This is a genomic window from Noviherbaspirillum malthae (genome assembly GCF_015352985.1).
In the GTDB taxonomy this organism is placed as follows: domain Bacteria; phylum Pseudomonadota; class Gammaproteobacteria; order Burkholderiales; family Burkholderiaceae_D; genus Noviherbaspirillum; species Noviherbaspirillum malthae.
The window spans coordinates 1-19,022 of record NZ_JACYXF010000029.1; the positions used below are offsets into that span (position 1 = coordinate 1).

Sequence of the window (19,022 nt, forward strand, 5' to 3'; positions counted from 1 at the left end):
GTCTTGGTCAGCACCAGGAAGATGGCGACGAGCATCAGGATGGCCACCAGCATCATGAAGCCGCGGTACATCGGGAAGGTGGTGGTGAACAGGGTGAACAGGGGTCCGTCGAGTTCGGCGGGAATCGGGTAAGGCACGGCCGCCCTGCCCCAGACCAGCTGCACCAGCTCGACCAGCACGTAGGACAGGCCGAAGGTGAACAGCAGTTCGGGGATGTGGCCGTACTTGTGAACCGAGCGCAGGCCGTAGCGCTCGACGACGGCGCCGATGATGCCGACCAGGAGCGGCGCGATGACCAGCGCGGGCCAGAAGCCGATCTTGGTGCTGACGGCATAGGCGAAATAGGCGCCGAGCATGTAGAAGCTGGCGTGCGCGAAGTTGAGCACGCCCATCATGCTGAAAATCAGCGTCAGACCGGAAGACAGCATGAACAGCAGGAGCCCGTAGCTCAGGCCGTTAAGCAAAGTGATAGCGACAAATTCCACGCCTTACCTCTAGGATGAAGATTGCAATCATTTCATTGGAACACCCCTATACGGGTGAACCAGCGTGAAGGCCGAACTGCCCTCTCCCGCTTGGGGCGGCAATTCGGCCGGGTATGGCAGCGGCTAGTCGGGGCGCTTCATCTGGCAGGACGACGGCTGCGAGGCGACATAGGTATCTATCTTCCTGTCGGTCTTCCAGCCGTAGCCGGTGTTTTCCTGGTCGTACTTCACTTCCTTGCCGTTCACCTTGCTCCAGGTGGCGATGTACAGGGGCTGCTGCACCTGATGGTCTGCCTTGCGCATTTCCACATCGCCGTTGAGGCTGGTGATCTTCATCCCTTCCATGGCGCGGGCCACTTTCAGCGGCTCTACCGAATTGGTGTCCTTGAATGCCTTGGAGAGCATGCTGATGCCGGTGTAGGTCGCCATGGCGGTATAGTCGTCGTTGTACTTCTTCTTGAAACCGTCGACGATATTCTGGCCGGTGGCGGAGGGGCCATTCGGATTCCAGTAAGTGATCACCTTGACACGGCCCTCGCCGGATGCGCCCATCGCGGTAGGCACGCCGGTGGTGGCGGCATAGTAGGTGTAGAAGTTGGCGGTCAGGCCGGCTTCCTTGGCGGCCTTGATCAGCAGCGCGAGATCGGCGCCCCAATTGCCGGTGATGACAGTGTCGGCTCCCGAGGCCTTGATCTTGGCGACGTAGGGAGAGAAGTCCTTGACCTGTCCGATCGGATGCAGGTCGTCGCCGACGATCTGCACATCCGGGCGCTTGCGCTTCAGGTAATCCTTGGCCGCTTTCGTGACCTGATGACCGAATGCATAGTTCTGGCCGATGATGTAAACCTTCTTGAGGTCCTTTTCCTTCTCCATCAGCGAGGTCATGGCTTCCATCTTCATGTCGGAATTGGCATCGAGGCGGAAATGCCAGAAGCTGCACTTGCTGTTGGTGAGATCGGGATCGACGGCGGCATAGTTCAGGTAGATGACTTCCTTGCCGGGATTGCGCTCGTTATGCTTGTTGACCGCATCCACCAATGCCAGCGCCACGCCCGAACCGTTACCCTGGATGATGTAGCGGTAGCCCTGGTCGATGGCGGCTTTCAGAACGGTCAGCGACTCCTGGGGGCTGCCCTTGTTGTCGAAGCCGATGACCTCCAGCGTATGGCTGCCGGCCCATTTTTCCTTGTTGGCCATGTCGGCGACGTACTGCCAGCTTTTCAGGATGTTTTGTCCCACAGGAGCGAAGGGGCCGGACAGCGGGTCGATGAAAGCAACCTTCACATTGTCGGCATGGGCAGCCATCGGCGCGGCGAATGCAGCAGCAATTGCGGCGGCCATGATCATGGGGCGGATTTGGAATGTCATGCGATGTCTCCTTGTTGAAATAGTTGGGCGCTATGCCGTCTATACCGCTTATGCGGTTGGTAGCTTGTGATGCCTGAGTTGATTGCGGATTTCGTTCTTCAGGATCTTGCCTGTGGCGCCGACCGGCAAGGCGTCCACGAACACGACGTCGTCGGGAGTCCACCATTTGGCGACTTTCCCCTGGTAGGAATTGATCAGTTCATCCCTGGTGAGGGCGGCATCCGCTTTCTTGACCACGACAAGCAGGGGACGCTCATCCCATTTCGGATGAAACACGCCGATGCAGGCCGCCTGCTGTACTGCCGGGTGCGCCATGGCGACATTCTCGAGCTCGATGGAGCCGATCCACTCGCCTCCCGACTTGATCACGTCCTTGCTGCGGTCGGTGATCTGCATGTAGCCTTCCGGACTGATGGTGGCGACGTCCCCGGTGGGAAACCAGCCGTCCTGCAGTGCGCTGCTGCCTTCGGCCTTGAAATAATTCCTGACCACCCATGGTCCGCGCACAAGCAGGTGGCCGCAGGACTTGCCGTCCCATGGAAGCTCGGCCCCCTCGTCGTCGACGATTTTCATGTCGACGCCGAAGATCGCATGGCCCTGCTTTTCCAGCACCTGATCCTGCTCAGCCTGCGTCAGGCGCAGATGCTGGCTCTGCAGCGTGCAGACGGTGCCCAGCGGGGACATCTCCGTCATGCCCCAGGTATGCAGCAGCTCGACACCGTACTTGTCGCGGAACGTCTTCATCATTGCCGGCGGACACGCGGAGCCGCCGATGATGATCCGGCGCAGTTTTCCGAACTCCAGCGCGTTCCTCTCCACATGGTTGAGCAGGCCCAGCCATACGGTAGGCACGCCGGCGGAAACAGTGACGTCCTCCCGCACGATCAAGTCATGCAGCGAAGAGCCGTCCAGCATGGGCCCCGGCAGCACCAGCTTTGCGCCGGTTAGCGCAGCGGAGTATGGGAAGCCCCAGGCATTGACGTGGAACATGGGCACGACCGGCATCAGGACTTCCCGCCCCGAGACATTGAGCGCATCGGGAAGGCAGGATGCGTAGGCATGCAGCAGCGTGGAACGGTGCGAGTACAGCACGCCCTTGGGATTGCCTGTCGTTCCCGAGGTATAGCAGAGAGTGGACGCGGAGTTCTCGTCGAATGCAGGCCATGCATACCGGTCTGAACTGCTCTCGATGAGATCCTCATAGCACATCAGGTTGGGAATCCTGAATGAGGCAGGCATGCTTCCCCGGTCGGCCATGGCAATGAAGCCTTTCACGGATTTGCAGCTTGCCGCCAGCGTTTCTATCAAGCCGAGGAACGTCAGGTCGAAGAAGACATAGCTGTCTTCGGCATGGTCGACCATGTACGCAATCTGGTCCGCATGCAGGCGAGGGTTCATCGTATGCAGCACCGCTCCGCTGCCCGAGATCGCGTAATAGAGCTCCATGTGCCGGTATCCGTTCCATGCCAGCGTGGCTACACGATCTCCCATCTTGACGCCGAGCGTGGCAAGCGCATTGGCCATTCGGCGCGCGCGCTGGTGGCAATCGCGGTAGGTATAGCGATGAATGTCGCCTTCGACGCGCCGCGATACGATTTCCTTGTCGCCGAAATGGCGGTCGGCATGCTCGATGATGCTTGAGACCAGCAGCGGCTGGCTCATCATCTGGCCCATCGTCGGGCTTTTTGGATAGTCTGGAATGTTGTCCGATTTCATATCGCAAGGAACCAGAAAGCGGCCGTCAAGGCCGGAATGGATAAGTGTTCCGCACCGGATTTTCCGGGCTGGCGTTACAGTTCTTTAATGCGAGCGCCTGGTAGAGCCGGCAGATTAAGGCTTCGATGACGAGGTCCGTTAACACCAGTGTCGTGGATGGACGCCGGAATTTCCATGTGCAGAACTACATAATTCCGGCGCCATGATGTCTCATAACCACTGCGTCATTTCATGCAAATGCACGGCATAAGCCTGATTGCGCAATGCGCGTTTCAGGCCTCTTCCAGCAGGAGACCCGCCTTGGAAAGCTCCAGCCGGTACTGGTCCCAGCCGGCGCCGGGAACGACTTCATCCCTGCGGTCCCTGATTTCTCCGAGCCGCTGCAGAATCTGCGTCACGGGATCGCTGGCATTGCCCAGATGGATGCCCTGGGTCATCGTGATGTTGGCGGCCTCGAAGCTGCCGGCACCGGCCAGAAGGATCATGCGCGTCGGCGCCTGCTCGGCGACGAGCGCGACCACGCCCGGGCTGACGGCTTCAGGGCTGAGTCCTTCGAGGTCTTTGGGCGAGAGCACGCCCTCGGTCATGGCCGTTGCCGCGCTGGGCGCCAGGCAGTTGACGCGGATGCCATATTTTTCGCCTTCGAGCGAAAGCGTCTGCATCAGCCCTACCAGGGCCATCTTCGCGGCACCGTAATTCGATTGCCCGAAATTTCCGTAAAGGCCGGATGACGATGAGGTCATGACGATGCGCCCATAGCGCTGCGCACGCATGTGCTCCCACACGGCCTTGGTGCAATTCACCGCCCCCATCAGATGCACATCAATGACGAAACGAAAATCCTCGATGGTCATTTTGGAAAAGCTCTTGTCACGCAGCACGCCGGCATTGTTGACCAGGATATCGACCCGGCCCCACTCTCCGACGGCGCGCGACACCATCGCTTCCATTTGCTCCATGTCCCTGACGTCGCCGCCGTCCGCGATTGCGGCCCCGCCCTCACGGACGATCTGATCGGCGACTTCGCGGCCGGGCGCACCCTGATGCCGGCCGTTGATGTCGTTGACCACCACCTTGGCCCCCTGCTTCGCAAGCGCGAATGCATGCGCACGTCCCAATCCGCTGCCAGCGCCTGTCACGATGGCGACCCTGCCTTCCAGGTACCTTGTCATTTCATTGCCTCCTTGATTTGTCCTTGTTTGCAGCACATCCGGCCGAAGCCGCGGCACCGCCAGAGCAGCCCCACATGCGGGCTACGATTTGTTGCATGACTTTCAACGTGCCCAGCACATTCCACGTCGATCAACGGCGTTCAGTCTCTCAAAGCTCAAGCGCGGAATCTATGTGATAACCAACATCTTTCCCGCCTTATAATGTGGCAATGCCACATCGTCGCTGACTGCGCATTGACGTAAAGTCGACGACAGCAGATCTGCCTGTTCGCCATGACAGAGCGACGCAGCATCCATACATAATTTGAATAGAGACAAGCAGGTAATCATGGACAAGAACCATGTAGCTGAAAGAGTTGCCGTCGATCTCGTCGGTCTGCTTTATCGCGACGCATCGATCGAGGAGTTCAATGCGCACCTTGCTTCGGTGGAGAGGCTGCCGAACGAGACGGCGGGAAAGCTGGATGCGCTGGAGACGATAAGAATGGCCATCGCCATCAAGCGCCAGCTCGAGCAGCATCAGTCCAGCGAGCAAGGCCTGCTTGCGATGGTTGATTCCGCCAAGGACCTCTCCAGCCGCCTCGATCTGACGAGCCTGCTCAATGCCATCGTGACACGGGCAAGAACGCTTCTGGGTTCCCACCTGGCATGGCTCACGGTATATGACGCGGAGGCGGAGGAATTCCGCGTACTCGTCACCGACGGCGCGATCTCCATCAATACGACAAGGATGAGCACGCACAGAAAGCAAGGCATTGCCGGGATGGTGATGTCGACACGCCTGCCCTTCTATACGACAAACTATCTGCTCGACAACCGCTTTGCACACGACCCGGTGCTCGACAGCACATTCCGGAACGAAGGCGTGGCAGCGATGGCCGGCGTGCCGCTGCTTTTCGATGACAATGTCATTGGCCTGCTGTTCGTCGCCGACCGCTACCAGCGCAACCATACCGCGCTCAGCATCGCCATTCTCAGCACGCTGGCGACGCACGCCGCCGTGGCGATCAACAATGCAAAGGCTTTCGAACAGGCCAAGATCGCGCTCGAGAAGGCGGACCATGCCCGCGCCGAGCTCGAACGCACGGTACGCGATGTGCAGAAGGCAGCGGAGGCGCACGAGCAGCTGACCTCCCAGCTCGCAAAAGGCGCGTCGCTCGTCACCCTTGCGCAAACCGTCGCCCAGCTGCTGGATGGCTGCGTTGTCGTCCTGGACGAGGGCTTCCAGGTCATCGGCAGGGCAGCTTCGCCGGAATACACCGGCACATCCGGCGATGCCTATGCGCCGCACGGCGCACCCAGCGCTTCCGTGACGCAGGCCATCAGGGAAAGCCGGCAGGGAGGACGCTCGGTGATTGCCTGCGACATGAACGGCGAAGTGTGCAGGGTTGCCGCCGTCATTGGCGGCAGCGACGTGCTCGGCGCGGTGCTGCTGTACCGCCACGGAGATCTGGACGACATTTCGATTCGCACCTTCGAGAGAAGCGCCAGCGTGATGGCCGTCGTGCTCCTGTCTCAGGAACGCATGGAAGCGAGCAAGAACCGGGAAGTCTCGGGTTTGCTGCGGGCACTTGTCGCCACGCACCTGGAAGAGAAGGGATCGATCTTGGAACGTGCCAGGCGGCTGGGTCTTGATCTGTCGCACCCCTTTTCCATGATTCTCCTGGATACGGAAATGCCCAAGCCGGTAACGGTTGCGCGCCGGCTGCGCGCCGAGGGCCGCTTTTCCGAACTGGTTCTCGACGAAATGGAAGGCGCCCTCGTCATCCTGTGCCCCGCAACGGCGGCGCACGACCTGGTCAAGGAATTCTCGGCACTGGCAAAGCGCGAATTCAACGGCGCTTACCGCGGCATTCTTTCAAGACCGGTCAATACGATAGAGGCGGTCAGGACCGTGTACGGTTCATTGCGCCGCGGACTCACCATCCTTCAGCGGATAGGAATCAACGGCCAGGTCGTGGACCAGAATCAGATGGCGCTGTACTCCGTGCTGTTCGAGTCGCACGATCAGGAAAGCCTGCAGGCCTTCATCGATGGATGCATCGGACCGGTCATTGCGCATGACCTCAAGCGCAGCACGCAGATAGCGGAAACGCTGCTGACCTATCTGGACAGCAACCAGAATGCCAAGTCAACCGCGACCAGCCTGAACATCCATGTCAATACGGTGCGGCAGCGCCTGGCCAATGTCGACGAGCTGCTGGGTCATTGGACCAGCCCCAACCGTGCCCTGGAGATTCATGTGGCGCTTCGTCTGTGGAGTCTCGTCAGATGAAAGCCGCACATCGCCTCCGAAGAATCGAAGCATGGGCAGGCTTGGAAGAATGATGGAAAGCCTGTTCGGCTGCAACGGCTGCCGCTGCAGCCGAACAGGTGTCTTCATGCGCTACAGGCGCTCGAGCACGGCTGCGATACCCTGCCCGCCGCCGATGCACATGGTGACCAGACCGTAGCGCTTCCCGGTGCGGATCAGTTCATGGACGCACTTGACGGTAATGACGGTTCCGCTGGCGCCCAGCGGATGTCCCAGCGCAATCGCCCCGCCGTTCGGATTGGTCTTGGCGGGATCCAGGTCCAGCCCGCGGCACACCCCCAGCGACTGTGCGGCAAAGGCTTCATTGGATTCAATGACGTCCATATCGTCCAATGAAAGACCGGCTCGCTTGAGGGCAAGCTGGACAGCAGGCACCGGCCCGAGACCCATCATGGAAGGTTCCACACCGGCCACTCCATAGGAAACCAGACGTGCCAGCGGTGTGACGTTGGCGCGGGATGCCGCCTCGGCGCTCATCAGGATGCACGCGGCCGCACCGTCGTTCAGACCGGAGGCATTGCCCGCCGTAACGGTCCCGTTTTCCTTTCTGAATGCCGGCTTCAACTGCGCAAGGCCGGCGGCCGTCGTACCCGCCTTCGGGTGTTCATCGGTATCGAAACTGACCGTTCCGTTCCGCGACTTGATTTCCACAGGGACGATCTGCGACTTGAAATATCCTGCCTCGATTGCCGCCAGCGCCTTGCGCTGGCTTTCGGCGGCGAAAGCATCCTGGTCTTCACGGGAAATCTTGTAATGGTCCGCGACGTTTTCCGCGGTCACGCCCATGTGCCCCGCGCCGAACGGGTCCTGGAGAGCACCCAGCAGCATGTCCAGGAGCTTGGCATCGCCCATGCGGTTGCCCCAGCGCCCTGTCTGCATGAGGTAGGGCGCCCGGCTCATGGTTTCGACGCCGCCGCCGACGGCGATGTCGGCATCGCCAAGCTGGATGGCGTTTGCGGCAGTGACGATGGCCTGCAGGCCCGAGCCGCACAGGCGGTTCAGCGTCAGCGCGGCGGATTGCTTGGCCATGCCGGCATTCAGGCCGGCCACGCGCGATACATACATGTCCTTCGGGTCGCACTGTATGACGTTGCCGATCACGATGTGCTGCGCGGATGACGGCTCCACGCCGGCACGCTCGAATGCTTCCCTGACGACAATGGTCGCGAGGTCCGGACCGGAAAAATCCTTGAGGGATCCGCCGAAGGTGCCGATCGCCGTGCGGACGGCGCTGGCAATAACGATGTCTTTCTGGTTGCTCATTCAAATTCTCTTCGCCGAACCATGGCGATTGATGACGACTGATTAATAAGATACCACTAAGGTGAAAGGCGGCAGGGAACATGTCCGCTGCCGCCTTTCGTCTGCCCAGGTCAAGTAGAGCAGGTATAGGAAGCGGCGCGGTTCACGTCGCCGGTGCCATTGTACTTCGGCCACTTCGGATAGTCGCACAGCGGCCGCGTACGTCCCGGAACGCCGGCGGTATCAGCCACGACTTCGTTGGCCGGAGCCGCACCTTTTTCAGCCCAGCTTTCCAGGGCAGTGAGCGAATCCCAGGACGCGTTGAAGCTTGTGCTGACGGCATGCCCGTAGCCCGCGACTTCATAGTAGCGTGCGAACTTGCTGACTTCCGACGGGCCCATCTGGCTTTGCAGCCGCTGGTAATACTCTTCGGTCGCGCGGGTGCTGACCAGCACATCGGACAAGCCGTGCGCGAGGAGCAGTTTCCCGCCCTTGGCGGCGAAGGCGTTCAGGTCGACTTTCGTATCGAGCAGGGTGCTGAGCTCGCTGATGCGGCCTGCAAACGGTCCGGGATTCTCCGGGTCGAGAGACAGGGAATCATAGTTGGCATCGCGGGTGACCGAATACTTGATCCACTGATCGACCAGCACGCTGATGTAGGGAGCCGTTCTCGGCATCGGCATTGCAGGCTGCGTCGTTCCCAGTGCGAGGAAGGTGACGGTAGGCTGCAACGGCGAAGGATTGGTCGTGATGCCGAGGTCGGCGCCCCATACGTTATAACCCGGATAGTGCGTTTCTCCGCTGGCGAGCGAGAAGTTGAACCGGGTGTCGGTATTGATGGTTTTCAGGGCGGCGATCTGCGCGTCCGACAGGCAGGTATCGCCGGCATCGACTCCGCCTTCGCAGCGCAGCGGCCTGCCGTTGAAGACCGCGGTCGCCGGATCGAAGGTTGCGTTGCATCGCTGCTGGTTGCTGATCAGGTCGTCGGCTACGCCGTCCAGATTGTCGCATGCCGCAATGGATGCCTTGTAGAGCAGATCGCGCTTGGCGGTATTCGGATAGGCGCCCGGCTTTGCCAGCGCGCGGTTCATCCGGTGGCCGCCGAGCAATGCGGCAGCATCGTTCCAGGCGGGATACCATGCGATGGCGCCGTCCCAGTCGGCGGGCCAGCGGGTGATGGCGGCCAGCGCCTCGCGTCCGCCGGTCGAGCCGCCGGCGAAATAGGCCTTCTGCACCTTGTCTACCGCGTACCTTGCCTTGATCAGATACATCGCCGCGTCGCGCGTTTTCTTGAGCGCGTCGCCGCCGAAGTTGCGCGCGGATTCCTCGTTCAGCGCAAACGATCCGTCCTGGGAGCCGAAGGCATTCGCCTGGTGCCCCGAGTCGCTCGCGAATGTCGCATAGCCGCGGCCGAGCGGCGTTGCCTTGTCGGTCGGGCCTGCGGGCACATTGCCGGTGACGCTTGGAATGCTTCCATCGAATCCGCCGCCGCCGAACATGACGGCTTTTGAATTCCATGCGGTGGGAAGCGCCACTCTGAACAGGATATTGGGCGCACTCTTGTCCACCGGCGCAATACTGGCTGTGACCAGGCAGTGTTCCGGAACAGCGGCAGCTCCCGTTCCGCTCGCCGCAACGACCGTGGCAGCCGTGACGGTCCCACCCGAAGTCGGCAGGCCGATCGACGATGCCGGAATGGCGGTATTGGCAAGCTGCGCGCAGGCGAGCGGCAGCACCGTCGTCGTATTGGGCAACCCCGCCGATCCCGAATCTCCACCGCCGCCTCCGCCGCACGCGGTCAGCGCGATTGCCATGAAGGCAGGATAAGACTTCCGGAATGTGGCTCTTGGTTCTTTCATGTTGTCTCCATTAAATTTCTTCTTTGTTCCCGAACACCCGTTTCGTCTGGAGCCGGCCGTTTGCGCTCGTTCCATAAGCTCGGCAAGGCTTGGTTCCAATGTATCTCGACGTCATCCCATTCTAGGCAGACATGGACTCGACGCAATGTTCACGGCGCACATAAGCAGGCGTGAAAAATGTTGTGGATATCCATTGGAAACCTGCTTTCGCCAGGGAGTGTTTTCCTTGATTGATTCAACAGAAACGAGCTTGGCAGCGTTTATGGAAGAATTCGACGATCCCCGGATACTGGACTGATGGGCTTCCAGCCCGGCCGGGTTTCACCAATTTCTTCAAGAAAATTACATCACAAGGATGCTTGCACCATGGAACGCTGGATCGTTTACGCATTTATTTCGATGGCCTTTGCCGGTGCCACGTCGGTCATCGCCAAACTCGGCCTGTCCGGAATTTCCGGCGACCTCGGCCTCGCCATACGGACCTGCTTCGTCTTCTTGTTCGTGCTGATGTTTGCCGGCGCCGTCGTGCCGGCTTCCGAACTGCAATCCATCGGGTGGCGCAACATCGGCTGGCTGGCGGCATCTGCAGTGACAACAGCCGGCTCGTGGATTTTCTATTACCGGGCCATCAAACTGGGAGATGTCTCGACTGTCGCCCTGATCGACAAGGGCAGCGTCGTCATTGCCCTGCTGCTTTCCTGGGCACTGCTTCATGAAGCATTGACGCCGGCCAAGCTGGCCGGCAGCGCATTGATCGTTGCCGGCATATTCGTCATTGCGCGTGGATAGGATGAAAGACGGCTTTCTGCCGGCTTGCAGGCGTTGAACCTCGCTCTTTTGCTTCCACCGCTTGCCGCTACAGTGCGTGGCCTGTCGGCAATCCCGCCCCTGCCTTTACAGCTTGCCGGAACGACTTGAAGCGGCGCATTCCGCAGACTGTTTGCAATAAATCGAAGACTACAATAAGTCAACTATAAACATGACCGCATCTGGTGCGAAAATCATCCTGTTATCAGGGCAATGCTGAACGCTTGCACGGCAATGGGATCATCATGATTACCCATCATCAAACTAGCAGCAGGTTCAGCTCCGCTGACCTTGCTTGTTTTATCCAGATTAGAGGTACTAACGATGGGTACCAGTCTCCAGGCATTGCAACAGCAGATTGCCAAGCTTGAAAAACTGCTGGATGACAATTTTTCCGCGCTGGTATCGGCTCAGGACGCGCTGGCGCAAACCGAGGCGAAGCTCGACGAAGTCACGCGGATTTACCAAACCACCTTCGACCTTGCGGCGATCGGCATCGCTCATATCACGCTGGATGGGAAATGGCTGCGCATCAACCCTTTTCTATGCCAGATGCTCGGCTACACCGCGGAGGAGCTGCAATCCAAGACCTTCCAGGAACTGACCTATCCGGAAGATCTGGCGCCCGATCTGCATCTCGTCCAGGAACTGCTGGCCGGAAAAAGAGTTTCCTACTCGCTCGAAAAGCGCTATATCAAGAAAAACGGCGAAGTGGTCTGGGGCCATCTCAGCGTATCGCTGGTCCGCGATGTCTGGGGCTTGCCAAGTTACTTCATCTCCATCATCAAGAACATCGATGTCCGCATACGGGCTCAGGACCAGGGAGAGCAAAGCCGGGCCCGCCTGCGGGCAGTGCTCGACAGCCTGAGCGAGGGGGTCATTGTTTTCTCCCATGACGGCAAGCTGCTGGAAGCCAATCCTGCCGCCATGCAACTGTTCGGATACCGGGACAAAACCGATATCCGCTCGGAGCCGATCGATCTTGCAGCCACGTTCGAGGCGACCACGCTCGACGGCGAATCGGTTCCCGTGGAAGACTGGCCGGTTTCCAGGTTGATGCGCAATGAGACGGTCTCGAATGCAGAACTGGTCGTTCATCGCCGCGACACGGGGCGGTCGTGGATCGCCAGCATTTCCGGAAGGCTGATCAGCACGCCGCAGCTGCCGCAGCCGCTCGCCGTGCTGACGGTGGAGGACATTACCAAGCGCCTGATGGCGGAGACCGCCCTGCGGGTCAGCGAACAGCGGCTGCGCCTGGCCTTCGACCATATCCCCGACATGATCGTCATCTATGATCCCGACCAGAGGATCCAGTACGTGAACCTCGCCGCCGCCCATAACATCGGCCTGAGCGAAAAGGACCTGATCGGCCACCATGCCAGGAACGCGCCGGGACAATCCATCGTGGCCCTGTGGCAGCCGCTGCTCGCGGCAACGCTGGCCTCGGCCGCACTGCAGGCCGACGATTTTGATTTCCCGACCGAGACCGGCCTGCGCCACCTGAGGGTGACTTGCGTGCCCATTACCGACGGCAGCCAGTCGGTCCGGGAAATCATGGTCATATGCCATGACTACAGCGAACGGCGACAGGCGGAGGAGAGAATCCGGCAGGCGGCGCTGCACGATCCCCTGACCGGCCTGCCCAATCGCTCGCTGCTCTACGAATATGCCCGCCATACCTTTGCCGCCGCGAACCGGTCGGGGCAGGAGGTCTCGGTCTTGTTCATCGACCTCGACCGCTTCAAGCCGATCAATGACATCCATGGACATGAAGTAGGCGACATGGTGCTGCGCCAGGTCGCCAACCGACTGAGACGCAGCATGCGCGGCGAGGACATCGTATTCAGGCTGGGGGGAGACGAGTTTCTTGCGCTCGTTCCTCATCATCATGATGCACCGGCGGGCGAGAAAGTCGCCCAGCATCTGATGGAGGCCGTCAGCAGCCCTTACCATGTCGGCTCGGTTGAGGCGTCGCTATCATGCTCCATCGGCATCAGCATCTACCCCAGGGACGGTGATGATATCGACCTCCTGATCGGCCACGCGGATGCGGCCATGTATATCGCCAAGCAGATGGGCCGCAACACCATCCAGTTCTACACCTCGTCGCTTGCCGAACGCGTCTACATGCAGTCACTGATCGAGGAAGGCATCAAGAACGCCCTCAAGAAGAATGAATTCTCTCTGTATTACCAGCCTCTGATAGACATGCAGAGCGGCCAGGTAGTCAGCGTGGAAGCTCTGCTGCGCTGGCCGGGCAACGGCATGGGCCCGGACCGCTTCATTCATGTGGCCGAGGCCACCGGCCTGATCGGCCGGCTTGGCGAGTGGGTGTTTGCGCAGGCGTGCGAACAGCATTCATCCTGGATCAGGGAGGGCTTGCCGGCCATCCCCATCGCGGTCAACGTGTCGCCGCTGCAGTTCCGCAAGAAGGACTTTGCAAGCTATCTGCAGGAAACGATTCTGGGACATTGCATCGCCTGCAACGGGATGCAGATCGAACTGACCGAAACCGCCGTCATGGAAGATATCGACCATGCCATCACGGTGCTGAACGAACTGCGCAGCAAGGGCATCAAGATCTCGCTCGACGATTTCGGCACCGGCTATTCCAGCCTGAACTACCTGAGCCGTCTGCCGCTGGACAAGATCAAGGTCGACAAGTCTTTCGTGCATCGGCTCCAGCATGACACGGCAAGCCAGGCGGTCATCGAAGCCATCATTGCGCTGGGCCGCACGCTGCAGCTGGAAATCGTCGCCGAAGGCATCGAATCCGATTCGACCCTGCAGTATCTGCGCCTGCACGGATGCCATCAGGCTCAGGGTTTCCATGTCTGCCAGCCGGTAGTCGGCAGCCAGTTTGCAGTCTGGTACCGCCAGCATGCGGCCACCCTGCAGTGATGCGGGCTACCCAGGAGAATTCATTCCGGCGACGACAATGAACATCAATATCACGCAACTGGCCAGGACATCCGCGGGCGTACGCGGAACGTGTCCGGGCGTGTATTTCCTGTTTCAGGACCGCGAGCTGGTTTACATCGGGCATGGCCAGAATTGCTTTCTTGAAGTCGCACACCATACCGGGAAGGAGACGGCCGGGATCTTCAATCGCTGGAGCTTTGTACGAGTCGATGATGCGAGCGAACGGATGAGCCTGGCCCACTCCCTGATTGCGGAGCATCGTCCGCCCCATAACCGCGAGCAGGAGCCCGGGTCGGTTAGCTGAAACCTGCGCAGGTCGCCGCAAGTCTGCCTCCGGCTCTACTGATGCCGAAGGCTTTCAAGCGAGCGATGAAGGAAAAAGCTATTTCGTGGCAAGGATCCACTTCACCAGTGTCTGTGCTTCCGCTTCGCTGACTTGAGGATTCGCCGGCATGGGAACCGGACCCCATGCGCCCGCGCCGCCCTTGATCACTTTCTGAACGAGTTTTTCCTCGCTGCCCTTTTGTCCAGCGTACTTGGCGGCGACATCCTTGAAGGACGGCCCGACAACCTTGTTGGCAACGGCATGGCAAGCCATGCAGTTCTTCGACTTCGCCAGATCGGCATTTGCGAGAGCGGCGTTCGATGCAAACAATCCCGCGAGCAGGCAGCTCAATAAAGTAATTCTCATCCCTATCTCCATTCAATATCCCTGCCCTTCACCGAGCAGCGGCTCCGGCCATGATACATACGTATACTTTTTTTGTATACAATTTAACCTTAATGTTAATCAGTTTTTGGCTGATGAATTTAAGCGGAAAGCCTGTTGACCGGGGGAGGTATTTTCGCGACAGGTTGAACTGCTTTCCGAATTCGGAGCTTGAAGATGAAGCGCTCTGGAGAAATCAGGACGTCCTGAAAAGCGAAAAGGGCTGAACTCGCGCTGTCGCAAGTTGAGCCCTCCTCTAAATAATGAACTGCAGGCGAATTTTACATTTACAAAAGGAAATTTTTCAAGAGATTGCTTGCATATTTGCGTTCGCACAAAGCCGGCGCGCCACACTCTGCGGAAGCAGTTGACATGCGCTGCTCTCGTCAGCGGTTAAAACAGCTTGCCCAAACAGTTTGCTCAGGGAGCCGACGTCACGCGCCAGACGATGTTCCCCACATCATCGGATATCAGAAGCGCACCGGTACGGTCGACTGCGGCGCCGATCGGGCGCCCGAATGCCTTGCCGTCTTCCGACAGGAATCCGGTAAGAACATCCTGTGCCGGTCCGGACGGCTTCCCGTTCTGGAACGGTACGAAGATGACCTTGTAGCCGCTGTGCGGCTTGCGGTTCCAGGAACCGTGCTGTGCGATGAAGGCACCGCCCGCATACTGCCGAGGCAGCTGCTTTCCTTCATAGAAGACGAGCCCGAATGAAGCCGTGTGCGCACCGAGCGCATAGTCCGGCACGATCGCCGATGCCACGAGGTCCGGTCGCGGGGGCTTTATCCTCTCGTCCACGTTCTGGCCGTAATAGCTGTAAGGCCAGCCGTAGAAACCGCCGTCCCTGACCGAGGTCATGTAATCCGGCACCAGATCGCTGCCGATTTCGTCGCGCTCATTGACCGTGGTCCAGAGCGCACCGGTTACCGGCTGCCAGGCCAGTCCGTTGGGGTTGCGCAGGCCAGAGGCGAACAGGCGCGTCCTGCCCGTCGCCGGATCGATTTCGAGAATAGCAGCCCGGTTCACCTCGTTGTCCATGCCGACTTCGCCGACATTGCTGTTCGAACCGACGGTGACGTAGAGACGGGAACCGTCGCGGCTTGCAATTACGTTCTTGGTCCAGTGATGGTTGATCCGGCCGGCCGGCAGGTCCGCTATCTTGACGCCGGGCTCCCTGATCTGTGTCGCCCCTGTCTTGTAGGGAAACCGCACCACGGCATCGGTGTTGGCCACGTAGAGGGAATCGCCGACCAGCGCCATGCCGAAAGGCGAGTTCAATCCTTCGAGAAAGGCGGTGCGCACTTCCGGCTTTCCATCGCCGTCGGCATCGCGCAGCAGCGTGATGCGGTTCGCGCTCGGCACGCCTGCGCCGGCGCGCTTCATGACTTTTTTCATGATCCAGCCCACGATTCCGGAGCGCGCACCTTCGGCATCGGCCGGCTTGTTCGATTCGGCCACCAGGATATCGCCGTTGGGCAGCGCGTACAGCCAGCGAGGATGGTCAAGACCGCTGGCGAATGCCTTGACTGCGAGCCCCGGAGCCGGCTTCGGCATCGCGCCTTCCGGCCATCCTTGCGCCGGCGCGATGTTGACTGTCGGGACCAAACCTTTCACCGGCGCCGGAAGCTGCGGCTGGTTCCCCATCCCTGCTTCGACGGGAAGCAGCGCCTTCTCAGCGCAGGCGCTTAACAACAGCATTCCGGCCAGTATTGAAGGAAAAAGGGACGTACGCATGATTGCTCCCCGGTGAAAAGTGAGGTGTGAAGGTTGAGGAATTACATTGAAAGACAGCACTATTCATTGCGCGTTCAATTTGATCATGCTTCCGCATGACGCCGTTTCCATGCAGCGAATCTGCGGCGGGTTTTATTAAGCAATCGCTTGAAAACGGTCTTTTTTCCTCGTAATTGCCGTCATATGCTTAAGCTGCGGCGTCACCCAGCTGAACTTGAGCATGCCATTGAAGTCACACGTCTGCCTTGCAGATGTACCAGTGACAGAAATCAACTCCTGACTGGCCGACTAAAAACGACTCAAAGGAAATAGTATGAAACTTGGAATCATCAAACCGCTAGCCATCTGCGCCTTGGGAACTGCTGTTCTGGCGGGATGCGCATCCTCCTCTCCGACTTCATCCACCGCGACGACTGCCGCATCCAGCCAGAGCGGACTCAAAACCGGCAAGGTGACGGCCGTCGAGACCGTCGCCGTAGTCGACCAGGCGCTCGTCGGCAGCAGCTCCGGCAACAGCGCCGTCGTGACTACCGCCAGCGGCGGGCCGCAAGCACTTACGGTTCAGTTCAATGACGGTTCCGAGGGCCGATTCATCATCGATCGTCCGACCACCCAGCATACCGTCGGCGAATCGGTCTATGTGATCACTGACGGCAACCGCACGGGAATCATGCGGCGCTGATACTGCGATCCTGAGACAGGGAATGAGGCGGTGCCTTGAGGGAATGGCGCTTTTGCGCCATTCATGCTCTCCTCTTTTCGAATCAAAGGAAGGCCAGGGGGGAATGAGACCGCAAAGTCACTCGGAGTTTACTTCCCCTTGGCACCCTGTTCGCGCCACGCTTCATCCGCCCCGTCACCGGGTGCCAGCCGCACCGGCGATTCCCTCACTTCTACCCTATGCTGCTCACCCGAGCTGCCGCGCTGCAGCCGTTCCTCGCCGCACAGTCGCCCTGGTATAAGACCACGCAATGAGTTCCGCAAGATAGTCCGTCGGGACTGCGCTGACATCCACGATGGTGACCCAATGGAACCTGGCCAGATAACGCGCCGGCTTGATGCCGGGCATATCGGTCAGCTCCAGGAAACGTTCAGGCGTGGTTCGAATACTGAAGCGCCACTTTTCAGGGTCGCTGGTCTTGAAGTAGGCAAACTTTTTACCGCCTGCATAGTAGACGAGTACATTGCTGGGCGGACCGAACAGCTTGGCGGATGCGCCGGGGTAACGGCCGCAATGCTCTTTGACAGCGATAACATCCATTTGCATTTCCTGAGCTGCTTAACGATCGAGATGAGAGGCGGCAGGCGGCTTGCCCGTTATTTCCCGGCCAGAAACCAGGCAACCAGGGCATTGGCGTGCCCATGCCCCAACTGGTGATCCACCTTGAGCTGGTTGACGAGTTCCATGTGCTTGAGCGGACCAGCTTTCCGAAGAACTTCCATCCAGTGGGCGATGGGGTATCCATACTTTTTCTCAATGGATGGAAAGTAGGATGCGGGCCCTTTTACTGTTTCATTGTCTGCCATGTGACGCCTTTCAGCCGTTGCGGTGATGTGATTGGAGCGTATCGGATGAGCTGCTCCATTCTAGACGACGATCGAGGCGGCCATACTTTGACACGGATGGAGAAAGATCCTTGCGAAATTGCGCGGGCGTTTCCGCACAGCCCAAGTCCGAAAATCTATTCCCTCCGGCAGCCTGAATCCCGCACACGAAAGAACGGCTAGGCTGCATGCTGCAGCAACTGCCGCGCAAGCAGGTCGGCGTGCGGGGTCAATGCGGAGAAGTCGCGCGCGCACAGATACAGCCGCCTTGTCGCCCAGGCATCCGACAGCGGCAGGATCGCCAGATCCCGGCGCAGCGTTTTCGCCATCCCATCTGAAAGAATTGAAATGCCGATGCCTGCTTCGACGTGCATGGCCACGTGTTCGGTGTTGCGCAACTGGATGCGGTAGTCAAGCTGGCGGCCCAGGCGGGATGCGCGTTCCGCGAGATGCGTTTCGAGCGCGGTGTCCGCCATTCCCACGATCGGCTCGTCGAGGAGATCTGCAAAAGCCACGTTCGATTGCCGAGCCACCTGGTGAGACCGACTGGCGACCACGACAAGCTGGTCGCTGGCGATCAGGCGTGTTTGCAGCGTGCCGAAATCCGTGATGTCCGCGACGATCCCCAAATCGGCGCGTCTGTCCGCGAGCGCCTGAACGATGTCCGCACTGGGGCGCTCTTCGAGATCGATCGACAGGTCGCGATGCGCTGCAAGGAATCGGCATAGCTGCGGCGGCAGGAAGTCCGCCATGGCGGCGGTATTGGACAGCAGCCTCACGCGGCCTTTCAGGCCGCTTGCATAGGTGCGCATTTCTCCGCGCATCTGTTCTACCTGACCCAGAATGGAGCGGGCATGCCGGACCAAGGCCTCGCCTGCAGCGGTGGCGCGCACGCCGCGGCGATTTCGTTCCAGCAACGGTGCGCCCAGCGCTGCCTCCATGCCGGCAATGCGTTCGCTGACCGATGCCACCGCCAGGTGTATCGTGCGGGCGCCCTGCGTCAGGCTGCCGCATTCAACTACGGTCAGGAATAGTCGCAGATCTGTCAGGTCGAAACGCATGGCCGTGGTTTCCTGCTTTCGGAATTTCCAAAGTCTAGCATTGGAAATGCCAGATTGTGCAGAGACGGCTTGCCCACTAACATCG

General features: G+C 59.7%; 16 protein-coding genes. 5 read left to right on the top strand and 11 right to left on the bottom strand.

Annotated elements, in window-relative coordinates; genetic code table 11:
- From IGW03_RS23270 to IGW03_RS23285, 4 genes are all read right to left on the bottom strand, one after another.
- On the bottom strand, positions 1–485 hold a 485-nt coding region (locus IGW03_RS23270), incomplete at its 3' end, for a branched-chain amino acid ABC transporter permease (RefSeq protein ID WP_194724926.1).
- Positions 486–608: 123 nt separating this feature from the next.
- Positions 609–1,853 carry a branched-chain amino acid ABC transporter substrate-binding protein gene (locus IGW03_RS23275; protein ID WP_194724927.1) on the bottom strand — a complete coding sequence of 415 codons (1,245 nt, stop codon included), beginning with the start codon at positions 1,851–1,853 and terminating at the stop codon, positions 609–611.
- A gap of 48 nt (positions 1,854–1,901) precedes the next feature.
- Entirely contained in the window at positions 1,902–3,569 is a 1,668-nt protein-coding gene (locus tag IGW03_RS23280) for a 3-(methylthio)propionyl-CoA ligase (RefSeq protein ID WP_228535986.1), read from the bottom strand.
- Positions 3,570–3,841: 272 nt separating this feature from the next.
- On the bottom strand, positions 3,842–4,741 hold the full coding sequence (locus IGW03_RS23285; protein WP_194724928.1) for an SDR family NAD(P)-dependent oxidoreductase: 900 nt from the start codon (positions 4,739–4,741) through the stop codon (positions 3,842–3,844).
- Between the two features lie 328 nt (positions 4,742–5,069).
- Between IGW03_RS23285 and IGW03_RS23290 the strand changes: the two genes are divergently transcribed.
- Positions 5,070–7,016, top strand: coding sequence for a helix-turn-helix domain-containing protein (locus IGW03_RS23290; protein ID WP_194724929.1), 1,947 nt, complete (start codon positions 5,070–5,072; stop codon positions 7,014–7,016).
- Between the two features lie 111 nt (positions 7,017–7,127).
- Here IGW03_RS23290 and IGW03_RS23295 read toward each other — a convergent pair whose 3' ends face one another.
- The gene (locus tag IGW03_RS23295) at positions 7,128–8,318 is read right to left on the bottom strand and encodes an acetyl-CoA C-acyltransferase family protein (protein WP_194724930.1); all 1,191 of its coding nucleotides are present in this window, start codon (positions 8,316–8,318) and stop codon (positions 7,128–7,130) included.
- A 110-nt stretch (positions 8,319–8,428) separates the two neighbouring features.
- Positions 8,429–10,156, bottom strand: a complete 1,728-nt coding sequence (locus tag IGW03_RS23300) for a tannase/feruloyl esterase family alpha/beta hydrolase (RefSeq protein WP_228535988.1) — start codon at positions 10,154–10,156, stop codon at positions 8,429–8,431.
- A gap of 366 nt (positions 10,157–10,522) precedes the next feature.
- Between IGW03_RS23300 and IGW03_RS23305 the strand changes: the two genes are divergently transcribed.
- The 3 genes from IGW03_RS23305 to IGW03_RS23315 all read left to right on the top strand — a co-directional run bounded on the left by IGW03_RS23305 (position 10,523) and on the right by IGW03_RS23315 (position 14,189).
- Positions 10,523–10,945, top strand: coding sequence for an EamA family transporter (locus IGW03_RS23305; RefSeq protein WP_194724931.1), 423 nt, complete (start codon positions 10,523–10,525; stop codon positions 10,943–10,945).
- Between the two features lie 342 nt (positions 10,946–11,287).
- Positions 11,288–13,864 (top strand): sensor domain-containing protein, encoded by a 2,577-nt coding sequence (locus IGW03_RS23310; RefSeq protein ID WP_194724932.1) that lies wholly within the window; start codon positions 11,288–11,290, stop codon positions 13,862–13,864.
- 37 nt (positions 13,865–13,901) lie between these two features.
- On the top strand, positions 13,902–14,189 hold the full coding sequence (locus IGW03_RS23315) for a hypothetical protein (protein ID WP_194724933.1): 288 nt from the start codon (positions 13,902–13,904) through the stop codon (positions 14,187–14,189).
- 78 nt (positions 14,190–14,267) lie between these two features.
- On the opposite strand, the gene IGW03_RS23320 is transcribed toward IGW03_RS23315, so the two are convergent.
- Complete coding sequence (locus tag IGW03_RS23320; RefSeq protein ID WP_194724934.1) at positions 14,268–14,576, bottom strand: c-type cytochrome; 309 nt, start codon at positions 14,574–14,576, stop codon at positions 14,268–14,270.
- A 438-nt stretch (positions 14,577–15,014) separates the two neighbouring features.
- Positions 15,015–16,331: a PQQ-dependent sugar dehydrogenase gene (locus tag IGW03_RS23325; protein WP_194724935.1), complete on the bottom strand. Its 1,317-nt coding sequence runs from the start codon at positions 16,329–16,331 to the stop codon at positions 15,015–15,017.
- Positions 16,332–16,644: 313 nt separating this feature from the next.
- Here IGW03_RS23325 and IGW03_RS23330 point away from each other — a divergent pair, with 313 nt between their 5' ends.
- Positions 16,645–17,013, top strand: a complete 369-nt coding sequence (locus tag IGW03_RS23330) for a hypothetical protein (protein ID WP_194724936.1) — start codon at positions 16,645–16,647, stop codon at positions 17,011–17,013.
- Between the two features lie 225 nt (positions 17,014–17,238).
- On the opposite strand, the gene IGW03_RS23335 is transcribed toward IGW03_RS23330, so the two are convergent.
- The 3 genes from IGW03_RS23335 to IGW03_RS23345 all read right to left on the bottom strand — a co-directional run bounded on the left by IGW03_RS23335 (position 17,239) and on the right by IGW03_RS23345 (position 18,937).
- Positions 17,239–17,592 (bottom strand): MmcQ/YjbR family DNA-binding protein, encoded by a 354-nt coding sequence (locus tag IGW03_RS23335; protein ID WP_194724937.1) that lies wholly within the window; start codon positions 17,590–17,592, stop codon positions 17,239–17,241.
- Positions 17,593–17,648: 56 nt separating this feature from the next.
- Positions 17,649–17,858, bottom strand: coding sequence for a DUF4287 domain-containing protein (locus IGW03_RS23340; protein WP_194724938.1), 210 nt, complete (start codon positions 17,856–17,858; stop codon positions 17,649–17,651).
- 197 nt (positions 17,859–18,055) lie between these two features.
- Positions 18,056–18,937: a LysR family transcriptional regulator gene (locus tag IGW03_RS23345; protein ID WP_194724939.1), complete on the bottom strand. Its 882-nt coding sequence runs from the start codon at positions 18,935–18,937 to the stop codon at positions 18,056–18,058.
- Positions 18,938–19,022 lie beyond the last annotated feature (85 nt).

Bases quoted from the DNA above. Each gene is read 5' to 3' on its own strand.
- IGW03_RS23285 (WP_194724928.1), bottom strand. From the start codon at position 4,741: ATGACAAGGTACCTGGAAGGCAGGGTCGCCATCGTGACAGGCGCTGGC.
- IGW03_RS23330 (WP_194724936.1), top strand. From the start codon at position 16,645: ATGAAACTTGGAATCATCAAACCGCTAGCCATCTGCGCCTTGGGAACT.
- IGW03_RS23275 (WP_194724927.1), bottom strand. From the start codon at position 1,853: ATGACATTCCAAATCCGCCCCATGATCATGGCCGCCGCAATTGCTGCT.
- IGW03_RS23320 (WP_194724934.1), bottom strand. From the start codon at position 14,576: ATGAGAATTACTTTATTGAGCTGCCTGCTCGCGGGATTGTTTGCATCG.
- IGW03_RS23310 (WP_194724932.1), top strand. From the start codon at position 11,288: ATGGGTACCAGTCTCCAGGCATTGCAACAGCAGATTGCCAAGCTTGAA.
- IGW03_RS23345 (WP_194724939.1), bottom strand. From the start codon at position 18,937: ATGCGTTTCGACCTGACAGATCTGCGACTATTCCTGACCGTAGTTGAA.
- IGW03_RS23300 (WP_228535988.1), bottom strand. From the start codon at position 10,156: ATGAAAGAACCAAGAGCCACATTCCGGAAGTCTTATCCTGCCTTCATG.
- IGW03_RS23325 (WP_194724935.1), bottom strand. From the start codon at position 16,331: ATGCGTACGTCCCTTTTTCCTTCAATACTGGCCGGAATGCTGTTGTTA.
- IGW03_RS23315 (WP_194724933.1), top strand. From the start codon at position 13,902: ATGAACATCAATATCACGCAACTGGCCAGGACATCCGCGGGCGTACGC.
- IGW03_RS23340 (WP_194724938.1), bottom strand. From the start codon at position 17,858: ATGGCAGACAATGAAACAGTAAAAGGGCCCGCATCCTACTTTCCATCC.
- IGW03_RS23295 (WP_194724930.1), bottom strand. From the start codon at position 8,318: ATGAGCAACCAGAAAGACATCGTTATTGCCAGCGCCGTCCGCACGGCG.
- IGW03_RS23335 (WP_194724937.1), bottom strand. From the start codon at position 17,592: ATGGATGTTATCGCTGTCAAAGAGCATTGCGGCCGTTACCCCGGCGCA.
- IGW03_RS23290 (WP_194724929.1), top strand. From the start codon at position 5,070: ATGGACAAGAACCATGTAGCTGAAAGAGTTGCCGTCGATCTCGTCGGT.
- IGW03_RS23280 (WP_228535986.1), bottom strand. From the start codon at position 3,569: ATGAAATCGGACAACATTCCAGACTATCCAAAAAGCCCGACGATGGGC.
- IGW03_RS23305 (WP_194724931.1), top strand. From the start codon at position 10,523: ATGGAACGCTGGATCGTTTACGCATTTATTTCGATGGCCTTTGCCGGT.